This window comes from Pseudomonas fluorescens (assembly GCF_902497625.1).
GTDB classification, from domain to species: Bacteria; Pseudomonadota; Gammaproteobacteria; order Pseudomonadales; family Pseudomonadaceae; genus Aquipseudomonas; species Aquipseudomonas fluorescens_BQ.
In genome coordinates, this window is record NZ_CABVGX010000030.1 from 19,653 (window position 1) to 37,355 (window position 17,703).

Annotated in this window: 15 protein-coding genes; 4 read left to right on the plus strand and 11 right to left on the minus strand. The window is 58.5% G+C overall.

From position 1 onward, the window contains the following. Positions 1-52 precede the first annotated feature (52 nt). Complete coding sequence (locus tag F8N12_RS18230) at positions 53-691, plus strand: LysE family translocator (RefSeq protein ID WP_150581713.1); 639 nt, start codon at positions 53-55, stop codon at positions 689-691. Positions 692-693: 2 nt separating this feature from the next. Further along, entirely contained in the window at positions 694-1,191 is a 498-nt protein-coding gene (locus tag F8N12_RS18235) for a GNAT family N-acetyltransferase (RefSeq protein ID WP_150581714.1), read from the plus strand. A 28-nt stretch (positions 1,192-1,219) separates the two neighbouring features. Here F8N12_RS18235 and metR read toward each other — a convergent pair whose 3' ends face one another. Further along, on the minus strand, positions 1,220-2,137 hold the full coding sequence (metR, locus tag F8N12_RS18240; protein ID WP_150581715.1) for a transcriptional regulator MetR: 918 nt from the start codon (positions 2,135-2,137) through the stop codon (positions 1,220-1,222). Between the two features lie 120 nt (positions 2,138-2,257). Between metR and metE the strand changes: the two genes are divergently transcribed. Together metE and F8N12_RS18250 are read left to right on the plus strand one after the other, a co-directional pair. Beyond that, on the plus strand, positions 2,258-4,579 hold the full coding sequence (gene metE / locus F8N12_RS18245; RefSeq protein WP_150581716.1) for a 5-methyltetrahydropteroyltriglutamate--homocysteine S-methyltransferase: 2,322 nt from the start codon (positions 2,258-2,260) through the stop codon (positions 4,577-4,579). 498 nt (positions 4,580-5,077) lie between these two features. Continuing rightward, positions 5,078-6,112, plus strand: a complete 1,035-nt coding sequence (locus F8N12_RS18250) for an alpha/beta fold hydrolase (protein ID WP_150581717.1) — start codon at positions 5,078-5,080, stop codon at positions 6,110-6,112. A gap of 13 nt (positions 6,113-6,125) precedes the next feature. Here the strand turns inward: F8N12_RS18250 and F8N12_RS18255 are convergent, their stop codons facing one another. The 10 genes from F8N12_RS18255 to glpK form a co-directional block, all read right to left on the minus strand. Next, positions 6,126-6,455: a GlpM family protein gene (locus F8N12_RS18255; RefSeq protein ID WP_191623183.1), complete on the minus strand. Its 330-nt coding sequence runs from the start codon at positions 6,453-6,455 to the stop codon at positions 6,126-6,128. 8 nt (positions 6,456-6,463) lie between these two features. Beyond that, a complete protein-coding gene (locus F8N12_RS18260; protein WP_150581719.1) occupies positions 6,464-7,792 on the minus strand; it encodes a sigma-54-dependent transcriptional regulator in 1,329 nt (442 codons plus the stop codon). Then, positions 7,789-9,690: a sensor histidine kinase gene (locus F8N12_RS18265; protein ID WP_150581720.1), complete on the minus strand. Its 1,902-nt coding sequence runs from the start codon at positions 9,688-9,690 to the stop codon at positions 7,789-7,791. The genes F8N12_RS18260 and F8N12_RS18265 overlap by 4 nt, the downstream gene beginning before the upstream one ends. A 214-nt stretch (positions 9,691-9,904) precedes the next feature. Continuing rightward, positions 9,905-10,639 (minus strand): amino acid ABC transporter ATP-binding protein, encoded by a 735-nt coding sequence (locus F8N12_RS18275; RefSeq protein WP_150581722.1) that lies wholly within the window; start codon positions 10,637-10,639, stop codon positions 9,905-9,907. Further along, complete coding sequence (locus tag F8N12_RS18280) at positions 10,636-11,307, minus strand: amino acid ABC transporter permease (RefSeq protein WP_150581723.1); 672 nt, start codon at positions 11,305-11,307, stop codon at positions 10,636-10,638. Before F8N12_RS18280 ends, F8N12_RS18275 begins: the two co-directional genes overlap by 4 nt. Beyond that, positions 11,307-12,053, minus strand: coding sequence for an amino acid ABC transporter permease (locus F8N12_RS18285; RefSeq protein WP_150581724.1), 747 nt, complete (start codon positions 12,051-12,053; stop codon positions 11,307-11,309). Before F8N12_RS18285 ends, F8N12_RS18280 begins: the two co-directional genes overlap by 1 nt. Before the next feature lie 193 nt (positions 12,054-12,246). Further along, a complete protein-coding gene (locus F8N12_RS18290; RefSeq protein ID WP_150581725.1) occupies positions 12,247-13,161 on the minus strand; it encodes a glutamate/aspartate ABC transporter substrate-binding protein in 915 nt (304 codons plus the stop codon). Between the two features lie 347 nt (positions 13,162-13,508). Then, positions 13,509-15,047, minus strand: a complete 1,539-nt coding sequence (gene glpD, locus F8N12_RS18295) for a glycerol-3-phosphate dehydrogenase (protein WP_150581726.1) — start codon at positions 15,045-15,047, stop codon at positions 13,509-13,511. Positions 15,048-15,341: 294 nt separating this feature from the next. Beyond that, positions 15,342-16,097: a DeoR/GlpR family transcriptional regulator gene (locus F8N12_RS18300; RefSeq protein WP_150581727.1), complete on the minus strand. Its 756-nt coding sequence runs from the start codon at positions 16,095-16,097 to the stop codon at positions 15,342-15,344. Positions 16,098-16,192: 95 nt separating this feature from the next. Beyond that, on the minus strand, positions 16,193-17,695 hold the full coding sequence (glpK, locus tag F8N12_RS18305; RefSeq protein WP_150581728.1) for a glycerol kinase GlpK: 1,503 nt from the start codon (positions 17,693-17,695) through the stop codon (positions 16,193-16,195). Between the last annotated feature and the right edge of the window lie 8 nt (positions 17,696-17,703).

The window sequence follows — 17,703 nt, forward strand, 5'->3', positions numbered from 1 at the left end:
ATCGGAGTTCGCCGACGCGACCGCTTGCTCATTCATGCCAAAAGGACTCGCCATGATTCCGCTTCAGGATCTGCTGATCTTCGCCGCCGCCGCACTGATCATGGTGCTCACGCCGGGGCCGAACATGATCTACCTGATCTCCCGTTCGATCTGTCAGGGCCGCAGGGCCGGCGTGACGTCGCTGCTGGGTGTGGCTGCAGGTTTTTTTGTGCATTTGTTTGCCGCAGCCGCCGGGTTGACCGCAGTCTTTCTGGCAGTGCCGATGGCTTATGAAGTGCTCAAGTGGGCCGGCGCTTTGTACTTGTTGTGGCTGGCGTGGCAGGCGGTCAAACCGGGCGCCCGTTCGCCGTTTGAAGCGCAGCAATTGCCGGCGGACTCCTCGCGAAAACTGATCACGATGGGTTTCCTCACCAGTTCGTTGAACCCGAAAATCGCAATTTTTTATCTCTCGGTGTTTCCTCAGTTCATCACACCGGAACATGGTTCGGTGTTCGCCCAGAGCATTGTGCTGGGGCTGACGCAAATCAGCGTCAGTTTCAGCGTCAACCTGCTGATTGCGCTGTTCGCGGCGGGCATTGCTTCCTGGTTCGTCAGCAACCCAACGTGGCTGGCAGTGCAGCGCTACTTCATGGGGTTCGTGCTGGCTGCGCTGGCGGTGCGGCTGATGCTCGAGCAACGCAGGACGGCTTGAAAATGTGGATCGAGCGATTGGATGTCAGCCATGCGCTGGATTATCGGGCACTGATGCTGGAAGCCTATGACTTGCATCCCCAGGCGTTCACTTCCAGCGTCCGCGAGCGCGCGGTGATGCCGCTGAGTTGGTGGGAATCGCGTCTCTCCAGGAAACTGGATGAGGTGCTCGGCGCGTTCGACGAGGAGGGGTTGACCGGTATAGTCGGTCTTGCGTTCGAACCCCGTGAAAAAGCCTGTCACAAGGTAACTCTGTTCGGCATGTACGTGTCCGCCAGAGCCCGTCAGCGTGGCCTGGGTGCTCAACTGGTGCAGGCGGCACTGGCTGAAGCGCAAAGCCATCCGAAGCTGAGGCTGATCCAGCTGACCGTCACGGCCGGCAACGAGGCTGCGTTCAAGCTGTACCAGCGCTGCGGCTTTGTTCAATACGGTCTGGAGCCGATGGCCGTGCGGGTGGGCGAGGATTACTTCGACAAAATCCACATGTGGCGCGAGCTATGAAACCTCCACAGTGATCGATGTGGCGTGATCAACGAACCGCGCTGACCCCGTCGAGCGTCGAGAAGGAAGTGTCCTTCGCCGTCAGCAGAAAATCACGCATGTAGGGTGCATCCAGCATGTCCGCGCGAATCCCCGCATACAGTGTCGCAAACAGACCTTTCTCCCCCAGCCGCTTGGCTTTCACGTACCCCCGTGAACTGTATTCATGCAGCGCCCAGTGCGGCATGCCGCACACGCCGCGTCCGCTGGCGACCAGTTGCATCATCATCACCGTCAGCTCCGAGGTGCGTACCTGCGCCGGTTCGATATCGGCCGGTTCGAGGAAACGGGTGAAGATATCCAGCCGATCGCGTTCCACCGGATAAGTGATCAAGGTTTCGCTGAGCAGGTCTTCCGGGACGATGTAGGCCTTGCTGGCCAGCCGGTGCTGATTCGCCACGGCGAGCATCGCTTCATAAGTGAACAGCGGCACGTAGGTAATGCCCGCCAGTTCCTGCGGATCGGACGTCACCACCAGATCCAGATCGCCGCGGGCCAGGGCGGGCAGCGGTGCGAACGCAAAGCCTGACGCCAGGTCCAGTTCGACTTCCGGCCAGGCATCGCGGAACTGATCGATGGTCGGCATCAGCCATTGAAAACAGCTGTGGCATTCGATAGCCATGTGCAACCGGCCTGCAGTGCCGCCAGCCAGCCGCGCAATGTCACGCTCGGCACCGCGAAGCAACGGCAGAGTCGCGTCGGCCAGTTGCAGCAGGCGCAAACCGGCGCTTGTGAATCGCACCGGTTTGGTCTTGCGCACGAAAAGCGGCATGCCCATGCGCTCTTCGAGTTCCTTGAACTGGTGCGACAGCGCCGATTGCGTCAGGTGCAGGCGATCAGCCGCATCGACCAGGCTGTCGGCTTCGCGCAGGGCATGCAGGGTTTTCAGGTGACGAATTTCAAGCACCGGCGGCTCCATGAGGAAAACTTGTGATCAACACGAAAAGGTTGAGTTTGTCTCATGTTGCTGTGGCTGTCGACAATGGCGCCATGTTTTACAACATCTTTTACGGAGAGCAATTTCAACATGGCCCTGGCACACACACTTGGTTTTCCACGGATTGGCGCAGACCGCGAACTGAAAAAAGCCCTCGAAGCCTACTGGAAGCGTGATCTCGATCAGGACGCATTGAAGAGCGTCGGCCGCCAATTGCGCGCGAGCCATTGGCAATTGCAAAAAGACGCCGGCATCGATTTGTTGTCCGTCGGTGACTTCGCCTGGTACGACCATGTGCTGACCCACTCGCTGATGTTGGGTGTCGTCCCGAAACGCTTCGCCAAGACCGCTGAAAATGGCCTGCCGACCCTTGATACCTTGTTTGCCATGGCGCGGGGCGCTACCACGGCCTGTTGCGGCGCTGAACATGACAATGTCCAGAACGCCCAAGAACTGACCAAGTGGTTCGACACCAACTATCACTACCTGGTCCCGGAATTCAGCGCCCAGCAGTCGTTCACGCTGAGCTGGGAGCAACTGTTTGATGAAGTCGACGAAGCCAAGGCGCTGGGTCACTCCGTCAAACCGGTGATCATCGGCCCGCTGACCTATCTGTGGCTGGGCAAGGTCAAATCCAACGTCCATCCCGACGGCTTCGATAAGCTCGATCTGCTGGAACGTTTGCTGCCGGTCTATAACGAAATCCTCGTGCGCCTCGCCGGGCAAGGTGTGGAGTGGGTGCAGATCGACGAACCGATCCTGACGCTCGACTTGCCGCAAGCCTGGAAAAGCGCCTTCGAGCGCGCTTATCACATCCTGCAATATTCGCCGTTGAAGAAACTCGTGGCCACGTACTTCAGCGGTCTGGAAGACAACCTCGGGCTGGCGGTCAGCCTGCCGGTGCAAGGCTTGCACATCGACGCCGTGCGCGCCCCGGAGCAGCTTGGGCAGGTGCTGGATCGACTGCCGACTTACAAAATTCTCTCGGTCGGCCTGGTCAACGGGCGCAACGTCTGGCGCTGCGAACTGGAGCAGGCGCTGGAACAACTGCGACCGGCGCAGGAGCGCTTCGGCGACAACCTGTGGGTCAGCAGTTCCTGTTCGCTGCTACACAGCCCGGTGGACCTCGAGCGCGAGAACAAGCTAGACCCGGAACTGAAAAGCTGGCTGGCTTTTGCTGTGCAGAAGTGTGGCGAAATCGCAGTGTTGCGTGATGCCCTCAACGATCCGCACGCGCCAAATGTGCATGCAGCCCTGGCGCAAAGTCGTGCGGTCAAGCTCAGCCGCGCAGCGTCGCCGCGTATTCATAAAGCCGCTGTTCAGGCGCGGTTGCAAGCTATCAGCGCCGCTGACAGTCAGCGGCCTTCGCCATTTGCCAAACGTCTCGAGCGCCAGCGTGAGCGTTTGCAGTTGCCGGCATTTCCCACGACCACCATCGGCTCATTCCCGCAAACCTCTGCGATCCGCCTGGCTCGTCAGGCGTTCAAGCAAGGCAAGCTCTCGGCCAACGATTACACTGACGCCATGCACAGCGAAATCCGCCATGCCGTTCAGGTGCAGGAACGCCTGGGCCTGGACGTGCTGGTGCACGGTGAAGCCGAACGCAATGACATGGTCGAGTACTTCGCCGAACAACTGGATGGCTATTTGTTCACCCGCTTCGGCTGGGTTCAAAGTTACGGTTCGCGGTGCGTGAAGCCGGCAATCATTTACGGCGACCTGAGCCGTCCTAAAGCCATGACGGTCGACTGGATCACCTATGCGCAAAGCCTCACCGACAAAGTCATGAAAGGCATGCTCACCGGGCCGGTGACCATGTTGATGTGGTCGTTTTCGCGTGAGGATGTTTCGCGCAAGGTCCAGGCGCAGCAATTGGCCTTGGCCCTGCGCGACGAAGTAACGGATCTGGAAGCGGCCGGCATCAAAATCGTGCAGATCGATGAAGCCGCGTTCCGTGAAGGTCTGCCACTTCGGCGCGGACAATGGCAGGAATATCTGGATTGGGCGGTCGAGGCCTTCCGCTTGAGCGCCTCCGGAGTACGCGACGAGACCCAGATCCATACCCACATGTGTTATAGCGAATTTAATGACGTGATTGAGTCGATCGCGGCGATGGACGCGGATGTGATCACCATCGAAACTTCACGCTCGGACATGGAACTGTTGCAGGCGTTCGAAGCGTTCGACTACCCGAACGATATCGGTCCGGGGGTGTACGACATCCATTCGCCACGGGTCCCGGACACAGCGGAGATGGTCAAGTTGATCAGCAAAGCGGTGCAGCGGATTCCGGCCGAACGCCTGTGGGTCAATCCTGATTGCGGACTGAAGACCCGGGCGTGGCCGGAGACAGAGGCGGCGCTGGTGAACATGGTGGCGGCGGCGCGGCAGTTGCGTAGTCAGTTGGCGTGAATTCAACCAAGGGAGCAGTTTGTCGCCGCTCCCTTGGAACCTCAAAGGGGGCTCGAAGTGCGCAAATACGGTTGAGTGTCTGCCGATGTCTGCATAAGGCAGGTCGGGGTTCTCGCACCTGCGGAGAGGCGGCGACCAGTTGCTTCATATCCCGGCTGCTGTCGCGCAGCCGGGTCGAGGCTATGGAGATCAGGCTGTCGTCGTAAAAAGGCGGCAAGCTTGCGTCGGAAGGCGCAAGGGTGGTCGGGGTAAACGCGAGGTCAAGGTAACTTTTGTCGATCATGGGTAACGTGGCTCATGAGGGAGCGGGAAGTCCGCTCCATGCCTGGGCCAATCAAGAGAAATTGCCGCGCGCAATGGCGATACCTAGTTATCGGGACGACGATAATCGTACCGCTCGGCTTTCTTCATCAAACTGTCATGCAACTGTGGCAGCGCGCTTGAGCAAAATTCATCAGACTCGCGCTCTACTGGGGTTCTGCGTTTCGGTGTTTTTTCATGCGTGCTTTGTTTTTATCAACGGCCATATTTGTGGTCGCGTTGTTTTTCGGCGTGCCGTCCTTTGCGGCTTCGCGATGTGATGTCGATGTTCCCACTGAAAGGGTCGATCTGGCGCAGGTAAGTCTGGCGTATCAGAGCATCGGCCGTGCGTCGGATCCAGCGCTGTTGTTGGTGATGGGCCTCGGCGGGCAGTTGATTCACTGGCCGGATGAGGTAGTGGTCGCGCTGTGTCAGCAAGGTTTTCGGGTCATTCGTTACGACAATCGCGATGTCGGCCTGTCCACGTGGCGGACCTCACCGGTGGACGCCAACCTGACCTTCGAAGTGTTGCGCTACAAGCTCGGTTTGCCCGTCGCGGCGCCGTACACGCTGACCGACATGGCCGGTGATGCCTTCGGTTTGATGGACGCGTTGCGCGTCGAGCAATTCCACGTGCTGGGCGCGAGCATGGGCGGCATGATCGCCCAGCACATGGCCGCCATGGCGCCAGCGCGGGTCGAGAGCCTGACGCTGATCATGACCACGTCCGGTGCCGAAGGGCTACCGGCGCCGACCGCGGCATTGGTGCAATTGCTATCACGCCGCAGTGCGCCGAATCGCGAAGTGGCCCTTGAGCAGCAGGCGGATTTGCTCGCGGCACTGGGCAGCCCGACGATCAGCGATGACCGGCAGGCGTTGCTGCAGCAAGCGGCTCAATCCTATGACCGGGCGTTCAATCCGGAGGGCGTGAAGCGCCAGATCATGGCGATTCTCGCCGAGCGGAGCAGGGTGGCGCTGCTCAATCAGCTACGCGTGCCGACCCTGGTCGTGCATGGCACGGCAGATCCTTTGTTACCGGTGATGCACGGCGTTCATCTGGCGGCGCACATCCGTGGCAGTCAGTTGAAATTGATTCCTGGACTGGCCCATCGTTTTCAGGAGGCATTCAAGGTGCCATTGCTTGCGGCGGTGTTGCCGTATCTGCAAGCGCATCGCGAGGACACGTCGCACTGGGCGCAGATTGATCCCGTGCCGGAGCGCAACCTTCTGTAGACGCAGATTTTTCTCAGCCGTGAATTCGAATCCAGATCGATACCAGCGCCGTTGCTGCAATCAGCCAAGCTACGGCCGCTACCGCGAGCGACGCCTCCAGGCGCATTCGGTCAACCATCACGTACAACGTCACCAGGTAGATGAAATACGGAATGATCGACCACATGCCGAACACAATGGTGGTCTTCAGATCCTCCAGCGAGCGCCCCTTGCCGACGATGTAATGCGCAATCAGCGCAAAGGTCGGAAACAGCGGCACCAGCCCGGCGATGTAATAGTTTCTGGTCTTGGCCAGTGCGGCGAGGATCACAACCACCGCCGCGCCGAGGAGTGCTTTGAACATCAGGTCCATCAGTGGCTCAACCCGTATTTCTTCACTTTGTCGAATAGCGTGGTTTTGGCCATGCCCAGTTCCTGACTGGCTTGAGTCAGGTTACCGCCGCTGCGCTGCAGGGCATCGATGAGCAGATTGCGTTCAAATGCTTCGACCGCTTCGGCAAATACCAGGCCTTGATTGCTGCCGCTCGGGCCACTCTTCTTGAAGGCCGGCAGGCCGAGGGCGAAGCGTTCGGCGACGTTGCGCAGCTCGCGCACGTTGCCCGGCCAGTCGTGGCTCATCAGGTTCGACAGAGTCTGGTTGTCCAGCTCCGGCACCGCCCTGTCGAAACGCAGCGATGACTGCTGCAGGAAATGTTCGAACAGTTGCAGGATGTCCTCGCGACGTTCGCGCAACGGCGGCAGTTCGAGGGTCACCACGTTAAGCCGGTAATACAGGTCGCTGCGAAACTCGCCGGCCTTGCTCGATTCATTCAGGTCGGATTTGGTCGCGGCGATTACCCGGCAATCCACCGCGACGCTCTGGTTCGAGCCGAGGCGTTCGAGGGTGCGTTCCTGCAAGACCCGCAACAATTTGATCTGCAGCGGCAGCGGCATGCTTTCCACTTCGTCGAGAAACAACGTGCCGCCGTCAGCGTGTTCGATCTTGCCGATCCGCCGTTTGCCGGCACCAGTGAAGGCATTGGCCTCATGGCCGAAAATTTCACTTTCGAACAGATTCTCCGGCAGGCCGCCGCAATTGAGCGCAACAAACTGCTTGGTGTGGCGCCGACTGAAATCGTGCAGACAACGGGCGACCAGTTCTTTACCTGTGCCGGTTTCGCCTTCGATCAGCACATTGGCCGAGGTGTCGGCGACGTTGGCGATCAGTTCGCGCAGGTTCTGCATGGCCGGCGAGCGGCCAATGATTCGGCCTTCGAGGGAATCACGCTCGGCCAGTTGTCGCCGCAGCGACGAGACTTCCCGCGCCAGACTGCGCTGCTCCAGCGCGCGGCGGGCGACGTCGACCAGACGTTCCGGGGAGAACGGTTTTTCCATGAAATCGTAGGCGCCTTTTTGCATTGCGCCGACGGCCATGGAAATGTCGCCATGACCGGTGATCAGCACCACCGGCAGGCTGCGGTCGCGGGCCTTGAGACGGGTCAGCAGTTCCAGACCATCAATGCCTGGCAGGCGAATGTCGCTGATAACGATGCCGGCAAAGTTGTCCCCAACGCGTTCGAGCGCTTCTTCGGCACTGCCGACGCCCACACAGGGAATGTCTTCGAGGCTCAGGGCCTGCTGGCAACCGAGCAGCACATGGGGATCATCTTCGACGATCAATACACTCAGGTCTTTATTCATATTGGCTCGGCGGGAGAAAGGCTTACCAACGGTAAACTGAGAACGAAAGTGGTACCGCCGCTGGACGGATGCTCGACACCCAAATGCCCACCTGTGGCAGCGGCAAGGCTGGCGGAAAGCGTCAGGCCGAGGCCCAGACCCTGTTCGCCGGGTTTGGTAGTAAAGAACGGTTCGAACAGGTGCTTGCGCGCTTCGGCATCAATGCCATGGCCGTTGTCGCGTACGCTCAGGCGATACTTGTCATTGAGCATGTCGCCTTCCAGCCACAGCTCTGGCATTGCCTGCGCCTGCATCGCATCCAGCGCGTTACCGATCAGGTTGACCAGAATCTGCTCCAGCCGTGTCTGGTCGATCTGTACCTGGACGTCGGTGAAATTGCGATGCACTTGCAAGTGCGCGATTTCGATACGACTGCCCAGCAGTTGCACCGCCGCTTCAACGGCTTTGCCGAGGCTGGCCTGACCTTTGTCATCGCCGCGGCGGGCAAAGGAGCGCAGGCTGGCGGTAATCCGGCCCATGCGGTCGATCAATTCATTGATGGTTCTAAGGTTGGTGCTGGCGACGTCCAGCTGACCGCGTTCGAGAAAGCGCACGGTGTTGCCGGACAAGGTCCGCAGCGCCGCCAGCGGCTGGTTCAGTTCGTGGGCGATGCTGGTGGACATCTGCCCGATGGCCGCGAGTTTACCGGCCTGCACCAGTTCATCCTGAGCTCGGCGCAAGGTCTCTTCCGCCTGCCGCCGCTCACGGATCTGGCTCTTGAGCCGATCGTTGCTGGCGCGTAGATCGCTGGTGCGTTCGGTAATCCGACGCTCCAGTTGATTGTTGGCTTGCTGCAAGGCTTCCCGGGCAGCGAGGCGGGTGGCGATGACCTTGCGGCGTTCATTCCAGGCAATCAGCAGGAAGGCCACCAGGGCAAACGCGACCGCCACCAGAATGCCTTGATTGATCGCCTCACGGCGCAGGTCCTGCAACGGCGTGAGCAGGGTGAAATTCCACGGCGTGTCACTCAGCGGGCGGGTTTGCGAGAGGTAGCTGATGTCTTCCACCTCGGATTCCACTTCACTGTTGGCGGGGAAAGTCAGTTTCTCTACGCCTTCGGCAAGTTTCTCCCGGGCAAGCGGCTGCAATTCGTTCAGCGGAAACCAGTAGTACTGAAGGCTTCGCGCCAGTTTTTCCTTGGTTTCGTCGCTCAGCGGGATGACTGACTTGAGGCGTCGCGCCGGGTCGCTGGAGAGAATGATGATGCCGTTTTCGTCGCTGACAAAGGCTTCCAGGCGTGCACGCTGCCAACGTTCTTCCATGGCTTCCAGGCGCACCTTGACCACGGCGACGCCAATGATCTTGCCTTGTTCCTCCAGGCCGTGGGCGAGGTAGTAACCGGGCTCGCCGTTGGTGCTGCCGATGCCATAAAAGCGTCCCGGTTGACCGCGCACGGCGTCCTGGAAATAAGCACGAAAGGACAGGTCTTCACCAAGATAGCTGTCGAAATCACGCCAGTTGCTGCTGGCCATGACACGCCCGGTGGTGTCCATCACGTAAATGGCCCGGCTGCGGCTGCGCCGATTGAGGCCTTCGAGGTATTCATTGACCGTTTGCCGGTTCGCCGCAGAAGGCTCGGCCAACAAGTCGGAAACACTGGATTCGAGTTCCAGCAGGCTGGGCAGGTAAGTGTATTTGCTGATCTCGCTTTCCACGGCGCGAGCATGCAGTTCGAGCTGTCGCTGGCCGTTTTCGCTGAGACTGCGAATGCCGTAATGTTCACTGACCCAATAGCCGACGTAGCCCAATCCGATCATCAGGGCGATGACCAGCGGCGGCAGGAACAGATGACGGATCAGACGGGGTTTCACGGCGAGTGATGGCGGCGCGGCGCGATAAAGAGTGGGGTCGCATTTCATCACAGATGCCTTGGGTCAACCACAACACTTACTTGGAGCACCACCAGCGGTCCCTGTGGGAGCTGGCCCGTGGCGAGGGGGCTGGCCCCCGTTGGGTGGCGAAGCCGGCCCAAAATTGCAGCAACAGTACAATTTTACGACTGCTGCGCAGCCGAACGGGGGCAAGCCCCCTCGCCACAGAGCCCGCTCCCACATCAGGGGAGCGGTGTGCTTCTTAGTGCTGCAGGATTTTCTCGAGGAAATGCTGCGCACGTTCGGAGCGGGCGCTGATGTCGCCAAAGAATTCCTCTTTCCGGCAATCTTCGATGATCTTGCCCTGGTCCATGAAGATTACCCGGTCGGCCACTTTGCGGGCGAAGCCCATTTCGTGGGTCACGCACATCATGGTCATGCCTTCGTGGGCCAGCTGCACCATCACATCGAGCACTTCATTGACCATTTCCGGATCCAGGGCCGAGGTTGGTTCGTCGAACAGCATGACGACCGGATCCATCGCCAGCGCGCGGGCGATTGCCACACGCTGTTGCTGACCCCCGGAGAGCTGACCTGGATGCTTGTGGGCATGCGCCGAGAGGCCGACACGCTCAAGCAGCTGCATGCCTTTCTTGGTCGCTTCTTCCTTGCTGCGTCCCAACACTTTGATCTGCGCGATGGTCAGGTTTTCGGTGATGGTCAGGTGTGGAAACAACTCGAAATGCTGGAACACCATGCCGACGCGCGAGCGCAGTTTCGGCAGGTCGGTTTTCGGATCTGCGATGGACGTGCCATCCACCACCACATCGCCCTTCTGGAACGGTTCCAGCGCATTGACACATTTGATCAGGGTGGATTTGCCGGAACCCGATGGCCCGCACACCACAATCACTTCGCCTTTTTTGACCTCGGTGCTGCAATCAGTCAGTACCTGGAAGTCCCCATACCACTTGTTGACGTTCTTGATAGAGATCATACGGCGAACCTTTTTTGCAGACGCTTGACCAGCTGCGAGGCGGCAAAGCTGATGATGAAGTACACGAGACCTGCGAAGACCAGGAACTCATTGGAGCGGCCGATGATGTCGCCACTGGCGCGCGATGCATTGAGGAAGTCCACCAGACCGACCGCGTAAACCAGCGAGGTGTCCTGAAACAGGATGATGCTCTGCTGCAGCAACAAAGGCGTCATCTTGCGAAACGCTTGCGGCAGAATGATCAGGCGCATCACCTGGCTGTAGTTCATTCCCAGCGCCTGGGCTGCACCCATCTGGCCTTTTGGAATGGATTGCACACCGGCGCGGACGATTTCGCAGAAGTACGCGGCTTCAAACATCATGAAAGCGACGATGCACGAGGCGAACGCGCCGATCGGGGTGTCTTCGCCGGTGATCCAGCGCAGCACGAACGGCACCGCCAGATAGAACCAGGTAATGACCAGCAGCAGCGGAATCGAGCGGAAATAGTTGACGTAGGCGCCAGCGATGTTCGACAGCAGTTTGCTGTGGGACAGACGCATCAAGGCCAGGATGGTACCCAGTATGATCCCGCCGACCACGCCCAGCACCATCAGTTGAAGGGTCATCACCATGCCGTTCCACAAGCCCGGCAGGGCAGGGATGATGCCCGAGAAGTCGAATTCCATCACTTACCCCCTACGGAGATCAGGCCCGGCACGGCGACTTTCTTCTCGACCATGCGCATCAGCAACATCAGGCTCATGTTCAGCGTGAAGTAAATCAAGGTCGCCAGGGTAAAGGCTTCAAACAGGTTGGCAGAGAACTCGGCAGTCTGTTTGGTTTGCGCAAGCAGTTCCATCAGGCCGATCAGCGACGCTACCGATGAGTTCTTGAACACGTTCAGGAATTCGGAGGTCAGCGGCGGAATGATGATCCGATAAGCCTGGGGCAGCAGTACGTTCCAGTAGATTTGTGGCAGTTTGAAGCCCATCGCGCGGGCCGCCGACTCCTGGCCACGCGGCAGAGCCTGGATGCCTGTGCGCACCTGCTCGCAGACGCGGGCGGCGGTGAACAGGCCGAGGCAGACGACCACGCTCAAGTAAGCGGATGTGGTCGGGTTGAGGTCCTGCTTGTACCAGTCCTGCAGGTTTTGCGGCAGCAGGTCCGGTACCAGGAAGTACCAGATAAACAGCTGAACCAGCAACGGTACGTTACGAAACAGTTCGACGTAACAGGTCGCGATGCCCGCAACGAAGCGGTTAGGCACGGTGCGCATGACGCCCAGAATCGAGCCCAGCAGCAGGGCAATGATCCAGGCCACAATGGCAATGGCTATGGTCCAGCCCAAACCGGAGATGTACCAGTCGAGATATGTCTCGCTGCCCACACCGGTGGATCTGAAGAACACGCTCCAGTCCCAATTGTAATTCATCAGGGGTCTCCCCTCGCATTCGATCGATATACAAGTGCCCGCTTGGGGAAAATCCCTTCCCGTCTAACCTCGACGGTCAGACACACACGAACGGCTCGACAGCCACCGGTTCGAGTGTTTCCAAAAATACCAGCAGGGAGTGACAAACTCCTGAAAGGGCAACAACCCTCTCAGGAGACAGGTTAGTCAGAAATCAGGATTTCTTGTCGTCAGCCGCTTTGTCGGTCGGATTGGCGATCAGTGCTTTGAGCTCGTCGCTCATCGGGAAATTCAGATTCAGGTTCTTTGGCGGGATCGGTTGCATGAACCATTTTTCGTAGATCTTGTTGATGTCGCCAGATTTGTAGGTGGCAACGATCGCGTCATCCACGGCTTTCTTGAAGGGCGCGTCACCTTTGCGAACCATGCAGCCGTAGATTTCGTACGACTGCGGATCGCCGGTCACTTCCCAGTCAGCGGCCTTCTTCGCTTTGGCCGCTTCGCCTGCCAGCAGTGCGTCGTCCATCATGAACGCTACAGCTCGGCCCGATTCCAGCATCTGGAAGGACTCGCCGTGATCTTTGGCGGAAATGACATTCATGCCCATCTGCTTGTCGGCGTTCATCGACTTGAGGATGCGCTCGGAGGTGGTGCCCGCAGTGGTCACCACGTTTTTGCCTTTCAGGTCGGCGAAGTTTTTGTACTGGGAGTCTTTCTTCGACAGCAGGCGGGTGCCGATTTCGAAAATGCCCACGGAGAAGTCAACTTGCTGCTGACGCTCGACGTTGTTGGTGGTGGAGCCGCACTCGAGGTCAACGGTGCCATTCTGCACCAGCGGGATACGCGTTTGCGACGTGACCAGGTTGTACTTGACCTTCAGGTCTGGCATGTCGAGGTCTTTCTTGATGGCGTCGACAATTTTCAGCTGAATATCGTGGGAGTAACCAACCGGCTTGCCGGAAGCATCCGCGATGTAGGAAAAAGGAATGGAGGCGTCACGGTGCCCGAGGGTGATGGTGCCGGACTCTTTGATCTTCTTCAGCGTGCCGGTGAGTTCGGCAGCGAAAACTGGAGTGGTAATCAGAGCGGCAGCAATGGCTGCGCCCAGGATATGGGGAACGATGCGCATCAAATTTTCCTCGACATTGTTTTTTTTATGGAGCCAGTTCATCGGCCCTTTTGTGCTTCGACTGTCCATTGGCTTCCGGAAGGATGCACAACAGGCGTTCGCTTAAGAGTGTAGAGCATGACTCGTGCCAGGCCAGCTTCAATCAAACAAGTTATTGATTTTAAAAGAGATTAAATATTTTAACTGTGATTATTGAAGTCGGTTGATCCGGTTAACCGAATCGGCTGGTGGATTGCGTTCGGAAAACCGAATGGGCATGCAGCGCGATGCCTGCGCAAACTGGCGACAAATGCAAAAAGCCCCTGAATCATAAGATTCCAGGGGCTTTGCTCAATGCCGATATCGGATCAGGCCGCTTCGATCTTGCTGCGATTGTGTTCAACCTTGCTCAGGTAATCCGCCAGTTTCTGCTGTTCATCCACTGTAGTGAACAAGCCCAGCTTACTGCGCCGCCACAGAATGTCATGCGCAGTGGTTGCCCACTCTTCACTACACAGATAATCCACTTCGCGGGTGTAGAGACCGCCGCCAATATGCTCACCCAGATCCTTCAGACTCTGCACACCCTCCAGCATACGCCAGGTGCGGCTGCCGTAGGTGGTGGCCCAACGCCGCGAGATTTCGCTCGGAATCCAGTCGAACTGGTCACGAATACGCGAGCTCAATGCCTGAGGCGTGGTCATGTCCTCGCCCCCCGGCAGCGTCGCTAACGCTGTCCAGCTTGGTTTGATGTGTTTGAAGTATGGCGCCAGTTGCGCAAGCGCCGACTCGGCAAGCTTACGGTAAGTGGTGAGCTTGCCACCGAACACCGACAGCAGCGGCGCCTCTTCGCCGGCGCCCGAGAGTGCCAGTGTGTAATCGCGAGTGACGGCCGACGGGTTATCGGATTCGTCGTTGCACAGCGGCCGAACGCCGGAGTAGCTGTGCAGGATATCGTCGTGGCTGATCTGTTTTTTGAAGTGGGCGTTGACCACTTTCAGCAGGTAATTGGTTTCACCTTCGGTAATTGCCACTTTCGCCGGGTCGCCGGTGTACTCGCGGTCCGTGGTGCCGATCAGTGTGAACTGGTTCAGGTACGGAATGGTGAAAACGATGCGCTGATCTTCGTTTTGCAGGATATGCGCGTGTTCACCTTCGTAGAGTTTCGGCACGATCAGGTGGCTGCCTTGAATCAAACGGATGCCATAGGGCGATTCCATCTTCAAGTCGTCACGAATGAACTTGGCGACCCAGGGGCCGGCCGCATTCACTAACGCTTTGGCACGAATCGAAAACAGGCTGCCATCGGCGCGTTCCAGGTGCAGATGCCACAAGCCCTTGGTGCGACGAGCGCTGACGCAGCGGGTCTGGGTATGTACGTGTGCGCCTTTTTCACGGGCGGCCATGGCGTTGAGCACCACCAGACGCGCGTCGTCGACCCAGCAATCGGAATACTCAAAGCCCTTGGTGATTTCGCTTTTCAGCGCACTGTCCGCGCCAAACTTCAGGCTTTTCGAACCTTGCAGTTGCTCGCGTTTGCCGAGGTTGTCGTACAGGAACAGACCGGCGCGAATCATCCAGGCCGGACGCAGATGCGGACGGTGCGGCAACACGAAGCGCATTTGCTTGACGATGTGCGGTGCTTTCTTCAGTAGCACTTCGCGCTCTGCCAGTGCTTCACGCACCAAGCGGAATTCATAGTGTTCGAGATAGCGCAGGCCACCGTGGATCAGCTTGCTGCTGGCCGACGAGGTGTGGCTGGCCAGGTCATCCTTTTCGCAGAGGAACACAGAAAGACCGCGGCCGGCTGCATCTGCTGCGATTCCAACGCCATTGATACCGCCGCCGATGACGGCGACGTCGTAGACCTCTGCAAGAGGGGGCGTAGGCAAGGTAGAAGTTGACATCGGCTGGCCTCGGGCTTTATTGATTTTCTGTTTGGAATTCGAACATTAATGTTCATTTGCGAAAATGGTAGCCCATAAAGACGCGCACAGCCAGTCTACTTCGATTGAAAATACTGATCGAAGGACGCTTAAAGGAAAATTTCCGAACATTTAGGTGAGCGCTAAGGCGGGATAGGTGTGGCGGATGGGCGAGCGTATTCGCGAGCAAGCCCGCTCCCACAGGGCATGCATACAACCTGTGGGAGCGTGGCTTGCCCGCGAAGGCGCCGGTTCAGGCGCCTAATGGCTGGGGGCTTAAACGACTTCCAGGCGAATTTTGTGCTGCGTTAGCAGTTGCGCCAGGGCCGGGGAGGGCGGCTGATCGGTGACCAGGCAATCGATCAGGCTGATCGGCCCCAGGCGAATCATCGCATTGCGTCCAAATTTGCTCGAGTCCGCCGCCAGAATCACTTGCCGCGCGTTGGCAATGATCGCCTGCGATACACGCACCTCTTGATAATCAAAATCCAGCAGGCTGCCGTCTTCATCAATGCCGCTTATCCCGACAAGGGCGAAATCGACCTTGAACTGATTGATAAAGTCGACACTCGCCTGACCAACCACGCCACCGTCGCGTCGCACATTGCCACCGGTCAGTAGCACGTCGAAATCATCCTTGGCACTGAGCATCGAGGCTACGTGCAGGTTATTGGTGATGATCTTCAGATGATTGTGATTGAGCAGCGCTCGGGCAATCGATTCGGTGGTAGTGCCGATATTGATGAACAGCGAGGCGTGATCGGGAATCTGTGCGGCGATGGCTTCACCGATACGCTGTTTCTCATCGCGCATCTGATCGGCGCGCATCGCGTACGCAGTGTTCTCGACGCTGGAATCGTAGGCCGCGCCGCCGTGGTAGCGGCGCAGCAGATTGGCTTCTGCGAGCTGATTGATGTCACGGCGGATGGTTTGTGGTGTAACAACGAACAGCGTAGCCATTTCCTCAATGCTGACATAGCCGCGTTCACGGACCAACTCGAGGATTTGTTGCTGACGGGGAGGCAGATTCATGGGGCGTCCTTTGGGCTGCCGTGCAAAATTTGCCCATGATGACGCAGGAATCCGCTCCCGACCAGTTACAACCTTTTACCATCCAGGTTTGCGGCTTATTCAGCGTCTTCACGTGCCCAGTCGCGAGTACGGCTGACTGCTTTCTTCCAGCCTTTATAAAGCTTTTCCTTTTCGCCTTCGTCCAGAGTCGGTTCGAATTCGCGCTCAATCACCGCTTTGTTGCGCAGTTCATCCAGGCTGCCCCAGAAACCGCACGCCAGACCTGCCAGGTACGCCGCGCCAAGCGCTGTGGTTTCGCGCATTTTCGGACGCTCAACCTGAGTGCCGAGGATGTCCGCCTGGAATTGCATCAGGAAGTTGTTCGCTACTGCGCCGCCGTCAACGCGCAGCGCCTTGAGACGTTCGCCGGAATCCTGTTGCATGGCATCAAGCACGTCGCGGGTCTGATAGGCAATCGACTCCAGCGCGGCACGAATGATGTGATCCACGCGCACGCCGCGAGTCAGGCCGAACAACGCGCCACGGGCGTACGGGTCCCAATACGGAGCGCCCAGACCGGTGAAGGCCGGTACCAGATACACACCGTTGCTGTCCTTGACCTTGCTGGCGAAGTATTCGGTGTCATGAGCGTCGTTGATGATTTTCAGTTCATCGCGCAGCCATTGCACGGTCGAACCGCCATTGAACACCGCGCCTTCCAGCGCGTAGGCCACTTCGCCGCGCGGACCGCAAGCGATGGTGGTGAGCATGCCGTGGTTGGACTTTACGGCTTTGTCGCCCGTGTTCATCAGCAGGAAGCAGCCGGTGCCATAAGTGTTTTTCGCCTGGCCTGGCTCGACGCACATCTGACCGAACAAAGCAGCCTGTTGGTCGCCGGCGATACCGCCGATGGCAATGCCGCTTTTGGTGTGGCCGTAAATTTCCGACGAGGACTTCACTTGCGGCAACATCTCGCGCGGAATATCCAGAATCTCCAGCATCTTCGCGTCCCACTCCAGCGAATGGATGTTGAAGAGCATGGTGCGCGAGGCGTTGGTGTAATCGGTGACGTGTACTTTGCCGCCGGTAAATTTCCAGATCAGCCAGCTGTCGACGGTGCCGAACAGCAGCTCGCCGTTGCGTGCGCGTTCGCGACTGCCTTCGACGTTGTCGAGGATCCACTTGAGCTTGGTGCCGGAGAAGTACGGGTCGGTGACCAGTCCGGTGGTTTCACTGATGTATGGCTCGTGGCCGTCGCGTTTGAGTTGCTGGCAGATTTCGGTGCTGCGGCGGCACTGCCAGACGATCGCGTTGTAGATCGGGCGACCGGTAGTCTTGTCCCAGACCACGGTGGTTTCGCGCTGATTGGTGATGCCAATGGCCGCGACCTGGTCGTGGTGCAAGCCGGCCTGCGCCAAAGCTTCGACCATTACCGCGCTTTGCGTGGCGAAGATTTCCATCGGGTCATGTTCGACCCAACCCGCCTGTGGGTAATGCTGAACGAATTCGCGCTGTGCGGTGCAGACCACGTTCGCATCGCGATCGAAAATGATCGCGCGCGAACTGGTCGTGCCCTGATCAAGGGCAATGATGTAGTTCTTATTCTGAATGTCGGTCATGTCGATTG